Origin of the sequence: Streptomyces spectabilis (genome assembly GCF_008704795.1) — a bacterium.
GTDB classification, from domain to species: domain Bacteria; phylum Actinomycetota; class Actinomycetes; order Streptomycetales; family Streptomycetaceae; genus Streptomyces; species Streptomyces spectabilis.
In genome coordinates, this window is the sequence record NZ_CP023690.1 from 5,005,562 (window position 1) to 5,021,339 (window position 15,778).

19 protein-coding genes are annotated in these 15,778 nt (G+C 71.2%); 15 read left to right on the forward strand and 4 right to left on the reverse strand.

What is annotated here, in order from left to right; translation table 11 throughout:
• The first annotated feature begins 127 nt into the window (after nt 1-127).
• From CP982_RS21815 to CP982_RS21825, 3 genes are all read left to right on the forward strand, one after another.
• Nucleotides 128-634, forward strand: a complete 507-nt coding sequence (locus tag CP982_RS21815; RefSeq protein ID WP_150512063.1) for a hypothetical protein — start codon at nt 128-130, stop codon at nt 632-634.
• A gap of 132 nt (nt 635-766) precedes the next feature.
• Entirely contained in the window at nt 767-1,159 is a 393-nt protein-coding gene (locus CP982_RS21820) for a tyrosinase family oxidase copper chaperone (RefSeq protein WP_150512064.1), read from the forward strand.
• Nucleotides 1,160-1,210: 51 nt separating this feature from the next.
• Entirely contained in the window at nt 1,211-2,080 is an 870-nt protein-coding gene (locus CP982_RS21825) for a tyrosinase family protein (RefSeq protein WP_150512065.1), read from the forward strand.
• A gap of 86 nt (nt 2,081-2,166) precedes the next feature.
• On the opposite strand, the gene CP982_RS21830 is transcribed toward CP982_RS21825, so the two are convergent.
• Nucleotides 2,167-2,439 (reverse strand): chaplin, encoded by a 273-nt coding sequence (locus CP982_RS21830; protein ID WP_150512066.1) that lies wholly within the window; start codon nt 2,437-2,439, stop codon nt 2,167-2,169.
• Between the two features lie 223 nt (nt 2,440-2,662).
• On the opposite strand from CP982_RS21830, the gene CP982_RS21835 reads away from it, so the two are divergent.
• A complete protein-coding gene (locus CP982_RS21835) occupies nt 2,663-2,947 on the forward strand; it encodes a hypothetical protein (protein WP_150512067.1) in 285 nt (94 codons plus the stop codon).
• 18 nt (nt 2,948-2,965) lie between these two features.
• On the opposite strand, the gene CP982_RS21840 is transcribed toward CP982_RS21835, so the two are convergent.
• Nucleotides 2,966-3,676 (reverse strand): M23 family metallopeptidase, encoded by a 711-nt coding sequence (locus CP982_RS21840; RefSeq protein WP_229878942.1) that lies wholly within the window; start codon nt 3,674-3,676, stop codon nt 2,966-2,968.
• Nucleotides 3,677-3,882: 206 nt separating this feature from the next.
• On the opposite strand from CP982_RS21840, the gene CP982_RS21850 reads away from it, so the two are divergent.
• The 4 genes from CP982_RS21850 to CP982_RS21865 all read left to right on the forward strand — a co-directional run bounded on the left by CP982_RS21850 (nt 3,883) and on the right by CP982_RS21865 (nt 8,069).
• On the forward strand, nt 3,883-4,494 hold the full coding sequence (locus CP982_RS21850) for a chemotaxis protein CheB (RefSeq protein WP_150512068.1): 612 nt from the start codon (nt 3,883-3,885) through the stop codon (nt 4,492-4,494).
• Entirely contained in the window at nt 4,494-6,380 is a 1,887-nt protein-coding gene (locus CP982_RS21855) for a CheR family methyltransferase (RefSeq protein ID WP_150512069.1), read from the forward strand. The genes CP982_RS21850 and CP982_RS21855 overlap by 1 nt, the downstream gene beginning before the upstream one ends.
• A gap of 112 nt (nt 6,381-6,492) precedes the next feature.
• On the forward strand, nt 6,493-7,356 hold the full coding sequence (locus CP982_RS21860; RefSeq protein ID WP_150512070.1) for a GAF and ANTAR domain-containing protein: 864 nt from the start codon (nt 6,493-6,495) through the stop codon (nt 7,354-7,356).
• Nucleotides 7,353-8,069, forward strand: coding sequence for a GAF and ANTAR domain-containing protein (locus CP982_RS21865; RefSeq protein ID WP_150512071.1), 717 nt, complete (start codon nt 7,353-7,355; stop codon nt 8,067-8,069). The genes CP982_RS21860 and CP982_RS21865 overlap by 4 nt, the downstream gene beginning before the upstream one ends.
• Before the next feature lie 126 nt (nt 8,070-8,195).
• Here the strand turns inward: CP982_RS21865 and CP982_RS21870 are convergent, their stop codons facing one another.
• Entirely contained in the window at nt 8,196-8,912 is a 717-nt protein-coding gene (locus tag CP982_RS21870; protein WP_150512072.1) for a DUF5324 family protein, read from the reverse strand.
• Between the two features lie 315 nt (nt 8,913-9,227).
• On the opposite strand from CP982_RS21870, the gene CP982_RS21875 reads away from it, so the two are divergent.
• Together CP982_RS21875 and CP982_RS21880 are read left to right on the forward strand one after the other, a co-directional pair.
• On the forward strand, nt 9,228-9,761 hold the full coding sequence (locus tag CP982_RS21875; protein WP_150512073.1) for a peptidylprolyl isomerase: 534 nt from the start codon (nt 9,228-9,230) through the stop codon (nt 9,759-9,761).
• Nucleotides 9,762-9,886: 125 nt separating this feature from the next.
• Nucleotides 9,887-10,771 (forward strand): rhomboid family intramembrane serine protease, encoded by an 885-nt coding sequence (locus tag CP982_RS21880; protein WP_150512074.1) that lies wholly within the window; start codon nt 9,887-9,889, stop codon nt 10,769-10,771.
• Between the two features lie 344 nt (nt 10,772-11,115).
• On the opposite strand, the gene crgA is transcribed toward CP982_RS21880, so the two are convergent.
• A complete protein-coding gene (crgA, locus tag CP982_RS21885; protein WP_138960810.1) occupies nt 11,116-11,373 on the reverse strand; it encodes a cell division protein CrgA in 258 nt (85 codons plus the stop codon).
• A gap of 142 nt (nt 11,374-11,515) precedes the next feature.
• On the opposite strand from crgA, the gene CP982_RS21890 reads away from it, so the two are divergent.
• The 5 genes from CP982_RS21890 (at nt 11,516) to CP982_RS21915 (ending at nt 15,725) form a co-directional block, all read left to right on the forward strand.
• A complete protein-coding gene (locus tag CP982_RS21890; RefSeq protein WP_150512075.1) occupies nt 11,516-12,307 on the forward strand; it encodes a DUF881 domain-containing protein in 792 nt (263 codons plus the stop codon).
• Nucleotides 12,308-12,330: 23 nt separating this feature from the next.
• Nucleotides 12,331-13,020: a class E sortase gene (locus tag CP982_RS21895; protein WP_150512076.1), complete on the forward strand. Its 690-nt coding sequence runs from the start codon at nt 12,331-12,333 to the stop codon at nt 13,018-13,020.
• Between the two features lie 228 nt (nt 13,021-13,248).
• Nucleotides 13,249-13,887 (forward strand): aminodeoxychorismate/anthranilate synthase component II, encoded by a 639-nt coding sequence (locus CP982_RS21905; protein WP_150512078.1) that lies wholly within the window; start codon nt 13,249-13,251, stop codon nt 13,885-13,887.
• Nucleotides 13,818-14,954, forward strand: coding sequence for a class E sortase (locus CP982_RS21910; protein ID WP_150512079.1), 1,137 nt, complete (start codon nt 13,818-13,820; stop codon nt 14,952-14,954). Before CP982_RS21905 ends, CP982_RS21910 begins: the two co-directional genes overlap by 70 nt.
• Before the next feature lie 36 nt (nt 14,955-14,990).
• Entirely contained in the window at nt 14,991-15,725 is a 735-nt protein-coding gene (locus tag CP982_RS21915) for a class E sortase (protein ID WP_150512080.1), read from the forward strand.
• The last annotated feature ends 53 nt before the right edge of the window (nt 15,726-15,778 follow it).

Sequence of the window (15,778 nt, forward strand, 5' to 3'; positions counted from 1 at the left end):
ATCAGTCGAGGGGATCATCCGCTAAAGCGAGTATTCGGTTGCTCGGGCGAAGTTTGTGCTGGTGCGCGGGGCGGGCTCGTTGAGCCTGTGCGAACCGAGCGGTCGCCGTAGCGAAAGGATCCGAGCCATGAAGCACACCACGAGGGGGGCCATCGCCACGGCCCTCGCCTGCACCGCGGCAGCCTGCGCGGCGTCGACCGCGGCCGCGGCGGACCACCCCGGCGTGACCGTGCCGCTGGACGGGGTCAAGCACTCCCTGGGCCTGCAGACCCCCGAGGTCACCAGCACCCTGCCGGTACCGCTGCCCGGCGGCGAGCTGGAGGGCCCCCGCTATGTGGAGGGCAAGCTGCTGCCCGAGCGGGCCGTCCCGCAGATCCCGGTCGGCAACGCGCTGCCCGACGTCCAGATCACGGCCCCGCTGACGGACGTCGTGGGCGAGGACAGCCTGAAGAGCGTGGGCCTGTCCGCACGCGGCTCCGACGTGTACGCCCTCACGCCGGGCGCCACGCTCGAAGCGCCGCTGGGCGCGCCGGGCGCCGACGGCACCGCCCTGCCGCCGCTCACCCTGCCCGGCGGCGGCCTGCACCAGCCCCTGCTGAGCGCGCAGCCCGCGGCCGATCTGGGCCTCAACTGACGCCTGCGGACCCGGTGGACCGCGAGGGCTCGGCTCCGGTGCGGCCGGGCCCGCCACGCCCGGCCCGTAACGGACCGTGGGGGTCGGGCGGTTAGAGGTCTTGGCAGCACATGGTCGCGGGAGAGGGAGCACATGACCGCAGCGCCCGGTACGCCACTGATCCACCGCCTCGGGCGGCGCCACCTCCTTGGCGCCGCGGCCGCGGCCACGCTCGCCTCCGTCGGGGTGATGCGGGCGGCCCTGGCGCGGGCCACCCCGCCGGGCGCGCCCGACGAGGGCTCCTTCGACGAGATGTACCGGGGGCGGCGCATCCAGGGCGACCCGGTCCTGGGCGAGCGCGGCGCGGGCCCGTCGGCGTGGCGCGTCACGGTCGACGGCCGGCAGCTCGGCCTCATGCGCCGGGCCGACGGCAGCTATCTGACCATGGTCGACCACTACGGGTCGTACGAGAGCCCGCTCGCGGCCGCCCGCGGGGCCGTGGACGAGCTCGGGGTGACGGCGCGGCTCAGCGGTCACACGCACTGAGGGGCACGGCCCCGGCCGCACGGGGCGCGAGGGATCGTGAAGGGGGCGCGCGTGGCCTACACACGCAAGAACCAGAACCGGCTGACCGGGGCCGAGCGGCGCAGATTCGTGGACGCCGTACTGAGCCTGAAGCGCCGGGGCGAGTACGACGAATTCGTCCGCACGCACATCGACTTCTACGTGGCGGACGGCGAGAACCGGCTCAGGGTCGCCCATATGACGCCCACGTTCCTGCCCTGGCACCGGCGCTTCCTGCTCGACTTCGAGCGGGCCCTGCAGCGCGTCGACGACGCGGTCACCGTCCCCTACTGGGACTGGACGCGCGACCGCACCCCGGCCGCGTCCCTGTGGGGCGAGGACTTCCTGGGCGGGAACGGGCGCGCGGGCGACCGGCAGGTGCTCACGGGCCCGTTCGCGCGCCGCGGCGGCCACTGGCGGATCAAGGAGAGCGTCACCGACGGGGACTTCCTCACCCGCGCGTTCGGCAACCCCTCGAACCCGATCGAGCTGCCCACGCCCGCCGACGTGGAGTGGGCGATGAAGGATTCCCGGTACGACGTCCCGCCCTGGGACTCGCGGGCGGACGGGGGCTTCCGCAACAAGCTGGAGGGCTGGACGTCCGGCGTGGGCACCGCGCGGTGGCGCAACCACAACCGCGTGCACCGCTGGGTCGGCGGACACATGCTGGGCGGCGGCTCCGTGAACGACCCGGTGTTCTGGCTGAACCACGCCTTCGTGGACCTGCTGTGGAGCCGCTGGGAGCGCGAGCACCGCAGGGGCGCGCGGTTCCTGCCGGAGCGCCCGCCGGGCCTCGGTGAGCCGGGGCACGGCCGCGTCGTCGCCCGGAACGAGCCGATGCCCCCGTGGCGTACGACGCCGGGCGACATGCTCGACCACGAGCGGATCTATCGCTACGTGTGACACCGCCGCGGACACCACCGAAGTGCCCCGTGAACCGGGAAGCCCCCGGCGAACGTACTCGCCGGGGGCTTCTCCTGGTGGCGTGCTCAGTGGCCGTAGCCGCCGTCGCCGCCGGTGCCGCCGTTGTTGACGCAGGTGTTGCCGAACGCCGGGTTCAGCAGACCGACGACGTCGATGGTGTTGCCGCAGACGTTGACCGGGACGTGGACCGGCACCTGGATCAGGTTGCCGGAGAGGACGCCGGGGGAATTCTTGGCCACGCCGTGCGCGTCGGCGTCCGCCGAGGCGAGTCCGGCGCCGCCCAGCACGACGGCACCCGCGCCGAGCGTGAGGGCGGCTGCCTTCGCGATGCGAGACATCACGTTCTCCTTCGAATTGGAAAGCACGGCCGCGTGGGTGTGGCCGCGATTCCTCTAACGCGTTGCGCTGATGTGAAGTAACGGCGTGAAATCGTCGATGATCTTCTGGATATCGAACACGCGGGGCGATTCGATCAGTACTTCTGTAGGCCATTAGTGCCAGCGGCGGGCGGAATGCGGCGGTCGCCCGTGTCCCGGAGGCGGCTTCGCCGTTGCTGAGGGCATGACTTCAGCACGACGCATTCTGGCCGCCGTCTCCCTCGCCGCCGGCGCGGCGACGCTCGTGGCGCCCGCCGCCCACGCGTCCACCGGGGCTCAGGAGGCCAAGGAGATCTCGCCGATGGCCACCATCGACGAGCTGGGCCGCATGCCGCTGCCCGAGGCGCAGCACGACGACGTGCCGACGGTGTCCAGCCAGCTCGGCGGCCTCCACCGGCTGAACGAGCTGCACCAGGTCACGGACCTGGTGCAGCCGGTGACCCAGCTCGTCCCCGCCGTACAGACCTGAGCGCCTCCCAGGCCTGGGCTAGGTGAGCCGCACCCCGCGCCGAGCCAGGTATCTGACCGGGTTGATGTCCGAGCCGTAGCCGCGCCGGGACCGGATCTCCAGGTGGAGGTGGGGGCCCGTGGCGCGCCCGGTGCTGCCGCTGCTGCCGATGCGGGTGCCGGTGCGGATGCGCGCGCCCTGCCGCACGGAGATGCGGTTCAGATGCGCGTACAGCGCGTAGTGGCCGTCCGGCATGCGCACCGTGACCGCCTTGCCGTACGCCCCTGACCAGCGGGCGAGCACGACGACTCCGGAGCCGACGGCGTACACCGGGGTGCCCCGGGGCACGGCCAGGTCGATGCCGGTGTGGTGGCCCGCGATCCAGTTGCCGCGGATGCCGTAGCGGGCGCTCACGCGGAAGCGGCGGCGCAGCGGCCGTGCGAAGCGGCGTGGCGGGCCCGTGAGCGCGCGGACCTCGGGGACCGCGGCGTCGGCCGCCGCCAGGTCGTCCTCGAAGTGCGGGTCGTAGTCGGCCGCGCAGTCGTCGTGCGGGTCCGTGACGTCACCCGGGTCCGTGACGTCGTCCGGGGTCAGGAGGTCGTCGGGGTCGTCGGGGTCGACGAGGCCGTCCGGATCGACGAGGTCGTCGTGGTCCAGGACGTCCTCGTGGTCAAGGACGTCGTCGCGGTCCGCGACGTCGTCCGGCGGTGTGCCCGCCATGCCGAGCGCGCCTGAGGCGAGCAGGATCACGCCGATTCCCAGTGCGTCACGTCGTGTTCGGCCCGCTGGTTGCGGGCCGTCTATGTGGTAGCCCATGTCCGCTAGGACAACGGCGGCGGCCGGGCGGCGCACGCCCGGTTGCGCCACCTGGCGTAACGCGCCCGAGTGCGTGAACGGCGCCGAGGCGCCGTTCACGCCCCGTGTCGCAGCTTGGCAGGTCCGCTAGGCTCGCCTCCGTGACGGCTCATCAGCCCTTTGAGGCGACTGCCGAGGACGCGTATGTCGTAGTGGCCGTCGCATCGTCGGCCGGAGGCATCCACGCCCTGAGCGTGCTCCTCGGCGACCTGGGCGAGGACCTGCCCGTGCCCGTCCTCGTCGTCCAGCACCTCGACCCGCGCCACCGCACGGTCATCGCCGACGTGCTCGCCCGCCGCACGGAGCTGCAAGTGAAGCTCGCGGAGGAGGGGGAGCGGGTGCTGCCGGGCACCGTGTACGTCGCGCCGCCGGACCGGCATCTGCTGGTGGGCTCCGACGGCGTCCTGGCCCTGTCGAACAGCGCCCTCGTCCATTTCGTACGCCCCTCGGCGGATCTTTTGTTCGAATCGATGGCGGGCGCGTACGGGCCACAGGCCATCGCGTGCGTGCTGACCGGGACGGGTGTCGACGGAGCGATGGGCGTGGACGCCGTGAAGACGCGCGGAGGTACCGTCATCGCCCAGGATCCGCAGACCGCGGAATTCAAGAGCATGCCTGAGGCGGCCCTGGGTACGGGAGCAGTTGACTTCGTGCTACCCCTTGAGGAGATCGCCGCGGTCATCCGCGGGCTTGTCGAAACCAAGAGGCAGTGATGGGCGAAACACGAGACTCCGAAACGGACGAGGAGCTGGAGGACCTCCTCGGCTTTCTGAGGGACGCCCGCGGTTTCGACTTCACCGGGTACAAGCGCTCCTCGCTGGGCCGCCGCATCCGCAAGCGGATGCAGGACGCCGACGTCACCTCGTACGCGGACTACCGCGACCGCCTGGAGACCAGCGCGGACGAATTCGGCGCGCTCTTCAACACCATCCTCATCAACGTGACCTCGATGTTCCGGGACCCGGACGCGTGGACGTACCTCCAGAGCGAGGTGCTGCCCGAGCTGCTGGCCGCCGTGCTGCCCGAGGACGAGATCAGGGTGTGGAGCGCGGGCTGCTCCAGCGGCGAGGAGGCGTACTCACTGGCGATCATGTTCGCCGAGGCGCTCGGCATCGAGGAGAGCCTGAACCGGGTCAAGATCTACGCCACGGACGTCGACGAGGAGGCACTGCGCGACGCCCGCACCGCGCTGTACACCGCCAAGAGCCTGGAGGCCCTGCCGGTGGAGCTGCGCGACAAGTACTTCGAGCAGAACGGCACGCAGTACAGCTTCCGGCCCGACCTGCGGCGCCGGGTGATCTTCGGGCGGCACGACGTGACCCGGGACGCCCCCATCTCCCGGCTCGACCTGCTGGTGTGCCGCAACACCCTGATGTACTTCAACGTCGAGGCGCAGACGCAGATCATCGACCGGTTCCACTACGCGCTGCGCGAGGGCGGCTACCTCTTCCTCGGCAAGGCCGAGATGCTCCTGAACGACGGCGACCGCTTCCAGGTCGTCAGCATGCGACAGCGCCTCTTCCGGCGCCGCCCCGGGGACGCCGGGCCGCCCTACCAGCCCGCGCCGCTGAAGCTCCGGGCGGGCGTCACGTTCGAACCGCGCTCCGCGGCGCGCACCCGCCAGATGCGCGACCTCATCATGGACGCCCTGCCGGTGCCCGCGGTCGCCGTCGACACCGAGGGAGCGGTCGTCCTGATCAACAGCCAGGCGCGGGTGCAGTTCGGCCTCACCACCAACGACTGCGGGCGGCCCTTCCAGGACCTGGAGGTCTCCTACCGCCCCGTCGAGCTGCGCTCGCTGATCGAGCAGTCCACGCACGAGCGCAGGACGCTGCGCGTCAACAGCGTGGAGCGCCGCGTCGGCGACGACGTCCAGTACGTCGACATCCTGATCCAGCCGCTCACCGGTCCCAACGGGCTGCCGTCGGGCACCATCATCAGCTTCACCGACGTCACGGTCCCCACCCGGCTCAAGTCCGAGGTCAAGCGGGTGCGGGAGGAGCTGGAGACGGCGTACGAGGAGCTCCAGTCCACGAACGAGGAGCTGGAGACCACCAACGAGGAACTCCAGTCCAGCATCGAGGAGCTGGAGACGACGAACGAGGAGCTCCAGTCCACGAACGAGGAGCTGGAGACCACCAACGAGGAACTCCAGTCCGGCAACGAGGAACTGGAGACCATGAACGAGGAACTCCGGATCCGCACCGAGGAGTTGGACGAGGTGCACGCCTTCCTGGAGGGCGTGATGAGCAGCATCGCGGCGGGTGTGGTGGTCCTGGACACGGACACCAAGGTCAAGAGCTGGAACCGGGGCGCGGCCGACCTGTGGGGGCTGCGCCGTGACGAGGTCATGGACGAGCTGTTCTTCGGGCTCGACTTCGGGCTGCCGACGGAGGAGCTGCGGTCCGTGGTCCAGAAGTGCCTCGACACCCGCAAGCGCACAGGTCCGGTCGTGGTGTCCGCGGTGAACCGCATCGGCCGCGGCATCATGTGCCACGTGGTCTGCTCGCCCTTCGACGGCCACCACGGTGGCGTCGTCCTGCTGATGGAGGAAGGCACCAGCCTGCTCGAGGACGGCGCGGGCGCCTCCCTGAACTGATGTGCTCCGCTTCGTACGGAAGCGGTACGGAGACCTCGCGGACCCGGGCGTCTTACGACGGCTAGCCCGAAATACCCTCCTCCGGGTGAGAGCCCGGGCGTACGCTTCGAGCATGACCCAGGGCGACGGCTATGCCGACCAGGCGATGACGGCCTGGCGTCGCGCCGCATCCGCGCGGGCGCGGGCCGCCCGCGTGGACGAGGCGGCCTCGCGGCAGGAGGAGTTGGCGGCGGCCACGGGACGCGAGGTACACCTGAAAATGGCTGAGGCGCTGCGCTCCGCGGCGGGTTGTCACCGCTCGTCGGCACAGCTGCAGGAGTCGTTCGCGCGCCGCATGTCGGGGTGGGCGCGGGGGCGAGGGCCCCGGCCGCGGTTCATGAGCGGCGTCGCCGAGGCCTGCGGCACGGGCAGCGCGGCGCTCACCCTCGTGGACGGGCGGCAGCGGCAGCTCGCCGTCGCCGCGTCCGACGGTCCCGCGCGGGCCGCGCAGGACCTGGAGTTCATGCTCAGCGAGGGGCCCACCAAGGACGCCACGCTCCGCCGGGACCTGGTCTTCGTGGCGCACGAGGAGATCGAGACGCGCTGGCCCTGCTACGGCCCGGCCCTCACCGCGCTGGGCATCCGGGAGGTCGCCGCGGTCCCGCTGGGCTCCGCCGACCACTGCCTCGGCGCGCTCGCGGTGTTCGACCCGCGCCCCGGCCTCGTCGGCACCCGGGCGTTCGCGGAGATCGTCGGGGCGCTGACCCGCACGGTCCTCCTCGACCCGGACGCCGATCCCGAGCTGTACGGCGGCATCGACCACCGGGACGTGGTGCAGCAGGCGGCGGGCATGCTCTCCGTGCACGCGGGATGCCAGGTCGAGGACGCCCTCGCGCTCATCAAGGCGCGGGCGTTCAGCGGCGCGGAGAGCCTGGAAGCGCTCGCGCGGAAGATCGTGTCCGGTGACTTGAAGATGAATCCGGGAGACTGGCCATGACCGTGTCGCAGCAGCGCCTTGCCGAGGCCTTCGTGGAACTCGCGGGCGGCGCCCCCGGAGAACCGGTCGACCCGCCCGCCCTGCTTGCGGCGCTCGCCTCCCACGGCTGCGAACTCCTCGGCACCCGCGCCTGCGCGGTCCTCGGCGTGTCGTCGGAGACCGAGGAAGCGCAGGTGTACGCGTCCGAGGCCGGGGCCCGCGACCTCGTCCTGGGGGCGTACCAGGAGGGCGAGGGGCCGGGGCCGTACTGCCAGGAGACCGGCCGTCCCGTGGAGCGCACCGACCTGGAGAACCCGGTCGCCCGGCTGCGCTGGCCGCACTACGTACCGCAGGCGCTGGCCCTGGGGTACACGCATGTCGCGGCCCATCCGCTGCGGGGGCGCGAGCGGACCGTGGGCGCGCTGGTGCTCTTCGGCTCCCGTGAGGAGCCGGTCACCGACGAGGGGCTTGCCATCGGTCAGTCCCTCGTGGCCCTCGTGGCCTCGGCGCTGCTGCGGGAGGACGAGCTGCGCCGGTCCCACACCCTCACCGGGCAGCTCCAGCACGCCCTGAGCAGCCGCCTCGTGATCGAGCAGGCCAAGGGCGTCCTCGCCGCGCGCCGGGCGCTGACCATGGACGAGTCGTTCGCGCTCCTGCGCGGCTACGCCCGCTCGCACCAGCGGAAGCTGGCGGGGGTGGCCCGGGACGTGGTGGAGGGCAGGCTGGAGCCCTGAGGGAGCTTCGGCCGGGGGCTCGGGTCCGGGCGCGGTCCCGGCTGGAGGGGCTGAGGCCGGACGCGGGGCCGACCGGGCGCGGGGCTGGGGGCGAGGCCCGTGGTGCCTCGCCCCCAGCGCCGGGCGTCAGCCTTGCTCGTTCCGGCCCTCCGCCTCGGCCTCCGCCTGCTTCGCCTGCACCTCGGGGTCGAGGGACGCCTGGCCGCTGCCGTCCACCGAGGTCAGCGGGGTGCGGTCGGCGGGGATCTCCGTGGCCGCCGGCGGCTCGACCAGCCAGTCCGGGTTGGCCTGCTTGTCCCACCACTTCCACACGGCCACCGCGGCGGCGCCGAGCAGACCGAGGACGGCAAGGCGCTTGACCGTGCGGCCGGTGCGGGCCCGGCGCTCCTGCCTGCGGGCCAGCTCCTTGATCTCCTGCGGCGACACCTGGCCGCGCAGTGCGGCGAGCGCCGCCGCTCCCCGGCCCTTCGCCTCCTCGCGGACCGGACCGGAGACGGCCACGGCGTGCTCGATGCGGGGCTTCGAGAAGTCGGCGGCCTGGCGGGCGGCCCTGCGGGTGCGGGCCGCGGCCTCGTGCGCCGCGTGGTCGAGTTTCGGCGGCACATGCCCGCGCGCCTGCACCACGCGCGGCGCGACGTGCGCCCCGTACTGGACGCGGGCCTGGTCGGCGGCGGCGTGTGCCGCGTGCGACACCTTCGGGGCGAGGCGCGAGCGCGCCTCCTGTGCCAGGTGAGTGGCCCGGTCCTTGGCTTCTTCGGCGTAGGGCGCCACCGCGTCCGCGGCGTGCCGCGCGCTTTCCTTCGCCGAGTCGGCCGCGGCGCGCACGCTGTCTTTGCGGGTCACGGGATCCTCCTCCTTGGTGGCGTATAGGTATGTCACCTTTCCACCCTTTCCGGGATCATGCCTGCCGGGATGGAACCGGGGCACGCGCGGACGGGCATCCGGGGCATTCCCCGAGCGCGGGGCGCACGTCGGTCCGCCGTGGCCGCCGGTGCGCCACGGCTTCCGGCGCGGCACCGGACACGGCTTCCGGTACGAGTCGGGCCCGTCGACGACAATGCCACGGATCGCCTCCAGGTGCGCCTGCTCGGCGGCTACTCGTCCCAAACAGGTCCGTGCGAGGATCGGAGGGTCACAGAGGACAACGGAAGGCAGATCGTGGCTGAGCAGCTTTACGCCACTCTCAAGACCAACCAGGGCGACATCGAGATCCGGCTTCTGCCGAACCACGCGCCCAAAACGGTCAGGAACTTTGTTGAGCTCGCTCAGGGCGAGCGCGAGTGGGTGCACCCCGCGACCGGCAAGAAGTCCACGGACAAGCTGTACGACGGCACGGTCTTCCACCGGGTGATCAGCGGCTTCATGATCCAGGGCGGCGACCCGCTGGGCAACGGCACGGGCGGCCCGGGCTACGAGTTCGAGGACGAGTTCCACCCGGACCTCGCCTTCGACAAGCCGTACCTGCTGGCCATGGCGAACGCGGGCCCGGGCACCAACGGCTCCCAGTTCTTCATCACGGTCTCCCCGACCGCGTGGCTGACCCGCAAGCACACCATCTTCGGCGAGGTCACCAGCGACGCCGGGAAGAAGGTCGTGGACGCCATCGCCGGCACGCAGACCAACCCGCGCACGGACCGCCCGGTGAGCGACGTCGTCATCGAGTCCGTCGTCGTCGAGACGCGCGAGGGCTGAGCGCTCCGCGCTCGACCCCGCCCGTCAGGGAACAAAACCGCCCCGCCCATCCGTAGAGGAGGGCGGGGCGGTGCGTTGACCAGCATGCCGACGCCGCCGCGTACGGCAGACCAGAGGGGACCGTGATGGACCAGGCGCCAGGCAGCCCGCAGGACGCGCAGAGCCTGCCGAGCTGCTACCGGCATCCCGGCCGGGAGACGGGTATCAGCTGCACCCGCTGCGAGCGTCCGATCTGCCCGGAGTGCATGATCAGTGCCTCGGTCGGCTTCCAGTGCCCCGAGTGCGTCCAGGGCGGCTCCGGCACCGGGCACGCCCCGGCGGCCAGCCAGCCGCGCACGCTTGCGGGCGGCACGCTCACGCAGGACCCGCGCCTGCTCACGAAGATCATCCTCACGATCAACGTCCTGGTGTTCATCGCGGTCCGCGCCCGTGAGGACCTGGTCGGGGATCTGTTCCTGATCGGCCGGTGGCCGCCGGAGCCGTTCCCCGCCACCGAGGGCGTGGCGGACGGCGATACGTACCGCCTGGTCACGGCCATGTTCACGCACCAGGAGATCTGGCACATCGCGTTCAACATGCTGGGTCTTTGGTGGCTCGGCGGTCCGCTGGAGGCGGCGCTCGGCCGGGCGCGCTTCCTCGCGCTCTATCTGCTGTCGGGGCTCGGCGGCAGTGCCCTGACGTATCTGGTCTCGGATCCCAGCGACGCCTCGCTCGGTGCCTCCGGGGCGATCTTCGGCCTGCTCGGCGCGACGGCGGTCCTGATGCGCCGTCTGAACTACGACATGCGCCCGGTCATCGCGCTCCTCGCGCTGAACCTGCTGTTCACGTTCACCTGGAGCGGCATCGCCTGGCAGGCGCACGTCGGCGGTCTCGTCGCCGGTGTCGCCATCGCGTACGGCATGGTGCACGCGCCCCGCGAGCGCCGGGCCCTGGTGCAGTGGGGCACCTGCGCCCTGGTGTTCCTGGCGATCGCGGTCACCGTGGTCGTCCGGACCGTGCAGCTCACCTGAGCGCGGGCGCCGTGCGGCCCGCCCGAGCTGGGGTGCAGCGGCCGCCTTGGACTGGGGGTACGCGGGCTTTCCACCGCGTACCCCCAAGTTGTCCACAGTCTGTGCCCGATCTTGTGCACGAAGTGGGGAACGTCTGTTCCGTGCGTCGCTGATCCGGGTTTTCCCAGGCAGGGCAAGGGGCGGGCGGGCCGGCCACAAGGGGCCGACCAGTCACACCGGCGTCAACGTCCGGAGAGTTATCCACAGATCTTCAGACCTTTCCCCAGGTCTGTGGATGGCGCCGCTCGCGCTGTGGATAACTCAGGCCAGGGCTTGCGTTCCGCCCTCGCCGTTACCCCGGCTCGTTACTTCCACTGAGTGGAGACGCCGAAGCCCGCGGCGATGAAGCCGAAGCCGACGACGATGTTCCAGTTGCCCAGCGGGTCGATCGGAAGCTCGCCGTCCGTGACGTAGAAGACGACGATCCAGGCCAGGCCGATCAGGAACATCGCCAGCATCACCGGAGCGACCCAGCTGCGGCTGGTCAGCTTGATGTTCGTCGCCTTCTTCGACGACGGGGGCGTGTAGTCGTCTGCCTTCTTGCGGATACGTGACTTCGGCACGAGGGTCTCTCCTGTCGATGCGCTGCGTGGCCGCGCAGGTAACTGGGTCCGGCGCCGGGGGCGGACACTACGGTGCGCTAAGTCTTCCCCCGGGCGTCCGTTAGCGTAGTGCTTCCGCGGCGGTGAAGGAGATAAGGGTACGTTGAGCAATTCCGCCGACTTCCCCTCGGGCACGGACCGGCCATCGCCGGGCACGGGCCGACGCCGCCGCTGGCGGCCGGTCCGGGTGCTCACCGCGGGCGTCTTCGCCCTCGCCGGGCTGCTCTTCATGACCAGCTTCAACACGGCCAAGGGCACCAACATCCGCACCGACGACTCCCTCCTGAAGCTCTCCGACCTCATCCAGGAACGCAGCCGCAAGAACAAGGACCTCGACCAGTCCACCGGCTCGCTGCGCGACGAGGTCGAGTCCCTCGCCCGCCGCGACAGCCCCGGCACCAAGGCCGACGACGCCCGGCTCAACGCCCTGGAGCGGAACGCGGGCACCAAGAAGCTCAGCGGCCAGGCCGTCTCCGTCACCCTCACCGACGCCCCGCCGCACGCCACCGCGAAGCTCCCCGGCTACCCCGAGCCCCAGCCCAACGACCTGGTGATCCACCAGCAGGACCTCCAGGCCGTGGTCAACGCCCTGTGGCAGGGCGGCGCCGAGGGCATCAAGGTCATGGACCAGCGGCTGATCTCCACCAGCGCCGTGCGCTGCGTCGGCAACACCCTGATCCTCCAGGGCCGCGTCTACTCACCGCCGTACAAGGTGACCGCGATCGGTGACCCCGACCGGCTCAAGAAGGCCCTCGCCGCCTCGCCCGAGATCCAGAACTACATGCTCTACGTCAACGCCTACGGGCTCGGCTGGAAAGTCGACGACGACGGGGCGGTGACTCTTCCCGGTTACTCGGGCACAGTGAACCTTCATTACGCGAAGCCTGTGGACTAGCGCTCGCTCGGGAGGTCCCTGCGGTGTCGGTACGCGTGATCGTCCGGACGCTCAGCGAACTGTGCATCACCGTCGGCACTCTGATCGTGCTCTTCGTGGCGTACGTGCTGTTCTGGACCGGGGTGAAGGCCGACCGGGCGATGGATCAGCAGATCGACCGCCTCCAGGACCGGTGGTCCCAGGGCCGGGTCGCCACCGGCGCGGGGGCCCTGGACGCCTCGCCCCCGAAACCGGCCCTCTACGAGAACGGCGAACCCTTCGCCGTCATGTACGTCCCCCGCTTCGGTTTCACGTGGAACAAGCCCGTGCTCCAGGGCACCGCCACCGACATCCTCAAGAAGGGCCTCGGCCACTACGCGCGCACCGCCCGGCTCGGCCAGAAGGGCAACTTCGCCGTGGCCGGGCACCGGCGCACCTACGGCGACCCGTTCAAGGACTTCCCCGAGCTGCGCCCCGGCGACGCGGTGGTCCTGACCGACGGCACGACCTGGTTCACGTACCGCATCGACAGGAAGCCGTACAAGACGCTGCCCAGCGACACCGGGGTCGTCGACCCCGTGCCGCGGGGGTCCGGCTACCGCGAGACCGGCCGCTATCTCACCCTGACCACCTGCGAGCCCGAGTGGGGCCACAGCCACCGCCTCATCGCCTGGGCCCATCTGGACGCCACCCAGCCCGTGGAGGCCGGGAAACCCGAGGCACTGCGCCGTTAGTCTGGTGCGGTACGGCGGCGACGGCCGGTGCGATGGGGCCGGGTGGTCGTGTGGCGACGAAAGGGACGGCATGTACGGCTGGATCTGGCGACATCTGCCGGGGAACGCATGGGTGAGGGCACTGCTCTCCCTGATGCTGGTCCTCGCCGTGGTCTATGTGCTGTTCCAGTACGTGTTCCCCTGGGCGGAGCCGCTGCTGCCCTTCAACGACGTGACGGTGGACAACTGATGGGCGCGCGCATCCTCGTCGTCGACAACTACGACAGTTTCGTCTTCAACCTCGTGCAGTACCTGTACCAGCTCGGCGCCGAGTGCGAGGTGCTGCGCAACGACGAGGTCGAGCTGCGGCACGCGCAGGACGGCTTCGACGGCGTGCTGCTCTCGCCGGGCCCCGGCACCCCCGAGCAGGCGGGCGTCTGCGTGGACATGGTGCGCCACTGCGCCGCCACCGGGGTGCCCGTCTTCGGCGTGTGCCTGGGCATGCAGTCGATGGCCGTGGCGTACGGCGGCGTCGTGGACCGGGCGCCGGAGCTCCTGCACGGCAAGACCTCGCCGGTCACGCACGAGGGCAAGGGCGTCTTCGCGGGCCTGCCCTCGCCCTTCACCGCGACCCGGTACCACTCGCTCGCGGCCGAGCCCGCCACGGTGCCCGCGGAGCTGGAGGTCACCGCCCGCACGGCGGACGGCATCATCATGGGCCTTCGCCACCGCGAACTGCCCGTCGAGGGCGTGCAGTTCCACCCCGAGTCCGTCCTCACCGAACACGGGCACCTGATGCTTGCCAACTGGCTCGCCGAGTGCGGCGACGCCGGGGCCGTCGGGCGATCGAGCGGGCTGGCCCCGGTGGTGGGCAGGGCCACGGCGTGACCGCGGAGGCGCACCGGGGCGCCGACGCGGAGGGCGGGCATCCGTCACCGTGGTTCCGCAGTGCGACGCCGCCGGGCGCGCCGGATCAGGCGGCGCCTGATCCGCCCGAGGCCGTGCCTGATCCGTCCGCTCCCCCTGATACCGGGGCCACAGGGCCGTACGTGCCCGCGTACGAGCCACCGCCGGACGACGAGACCATCGGCCTGCGGACGGCGGACACACGGCGAATAGCGGGCGGTCCCGCGGCGCCGGGCGGCCGGGCCGCGCGGCGGAAGGCGGCCAAGCACAAGGGCCGGCGGAAGCCCCGGGCACAGACGGCGGCTCCTGTCGCCGAGGGCGCGCAGGACCGCCCGCTGACCCGGCTGGAAGCCCGGCGCGCCGAGCGCGCCCGCAGACCGAGCCCGGCGACCGTGGCCAGCCGCGTCATCGGCGAGCTGTTCATCACCGCGGGCGTCCTGATGCTCCTGTTCGTCACGTATCAGCTGTGGTGGACGAACATAAGGGCCCACCAGCAGGCGAACGCCGCCGCCCGCGACCTCCAGGAGGACTGGGCGGAGGGCAAGGGCAAGCCGGGCGCCTTCGAACCGGGGCAGGGTTTCGCGCTGCTGCACATCCCCGAGCTGGACGTCGTGGTGCCGGTCGCCGAGGGCATCGACAAGCACAAGGTCCTCGACCGGGGCATGGTCGGCCACTACAGCGAGGGCGGCACCAAGACCTCGATGCCGGAAGCGGACCCCGGCAACTTCGGCGTCGCCGGACACCGCAACACCCACGGCGAGCCGTTCCGTTACATCAACCGGCTCAAACCGGGCGATCCCATCGTGGTCGAGACGCAGGACACGTACTACGTCTACAAGATGGCGAGCATCCTCCCGCAGACGAGCCCCGGCAACACGGCGGTTCTCGGCCCCGTCCCGCCGGGCTCCGGCTTCACGAAACCGGGCCGCTACATCACACTGACCACCTGTACCCCCGAGTTCACGAGTAAGTACCGAATGATCGTGTGGGGCAAGATGGTCGAAGACCGGCCACGGGCCAAGGGGAAACCGGCCGCGCTGGTCGACTAAGGGCGCCGGAAAGCCAAGACAGACAGGGCGGATGCAGTGGCAGCCACCACCGAAGAGGACGAGCGGACCGACGCGTCCGGGCCCGCGGACGGGACGCCGCCGCGCGGCCGCGGCCCCATCGCGACGGCCGTCAGCGTCTTCGGCGAACTCCTCATCACCGCGGGCCTGGTCCTGGGCCTGTTCGTCGTCTACTCGCTGTGGTGGACGAACGTCATAGCGGACCGAGAGGCGAGGAAGCAGGGCGACCGCGTCCGCGACCACTGGGCGGGTGGCCCCGGCGCCCTGAACACCAAGGACGGCATCGGCTTCCTCCACGTGCCGTCGATGGGCGCGGGCGAGATCCTCGTGAAGAAGGGCACCGCCACCGGAACCCTCAACAACGGCGTCGCCGGCTACTACACGGACCCGATCAAGTCGGCCCTGCCGCAGGACGCGAAGGGCAACTTCTCGCTGGCCGCCCACCGCGACGGCCACGGCGCGAAGTTCCACAAGATCGACAAGGTCGACGAGGGCGACCCGATCGTCTTCGAGACCCGCGACAAGTGGTACGTGTACAAGGTCTACAAGACCCTCCCGGAGACCTCGAAGTTCAACGTCCGCGTCCTGGACCCCATCCCGAAGGAGTCGGGCGCGAAGAAGCCCGGCCGCTACATCACGCTCACGACCTGCACGCCGGTGTACACGTCGAAGTACCGCTACGTGGTGTGGGGCGAGCTGGAGCGGGTCGAGAAGGTCGACAACAAGCGGACACCGCCGCCTGAACTGAAGTAGCCCGCCGCACGCGCTGTACGCGCTCTGTGTGCTGTACGTGCTGTACGCGCCGC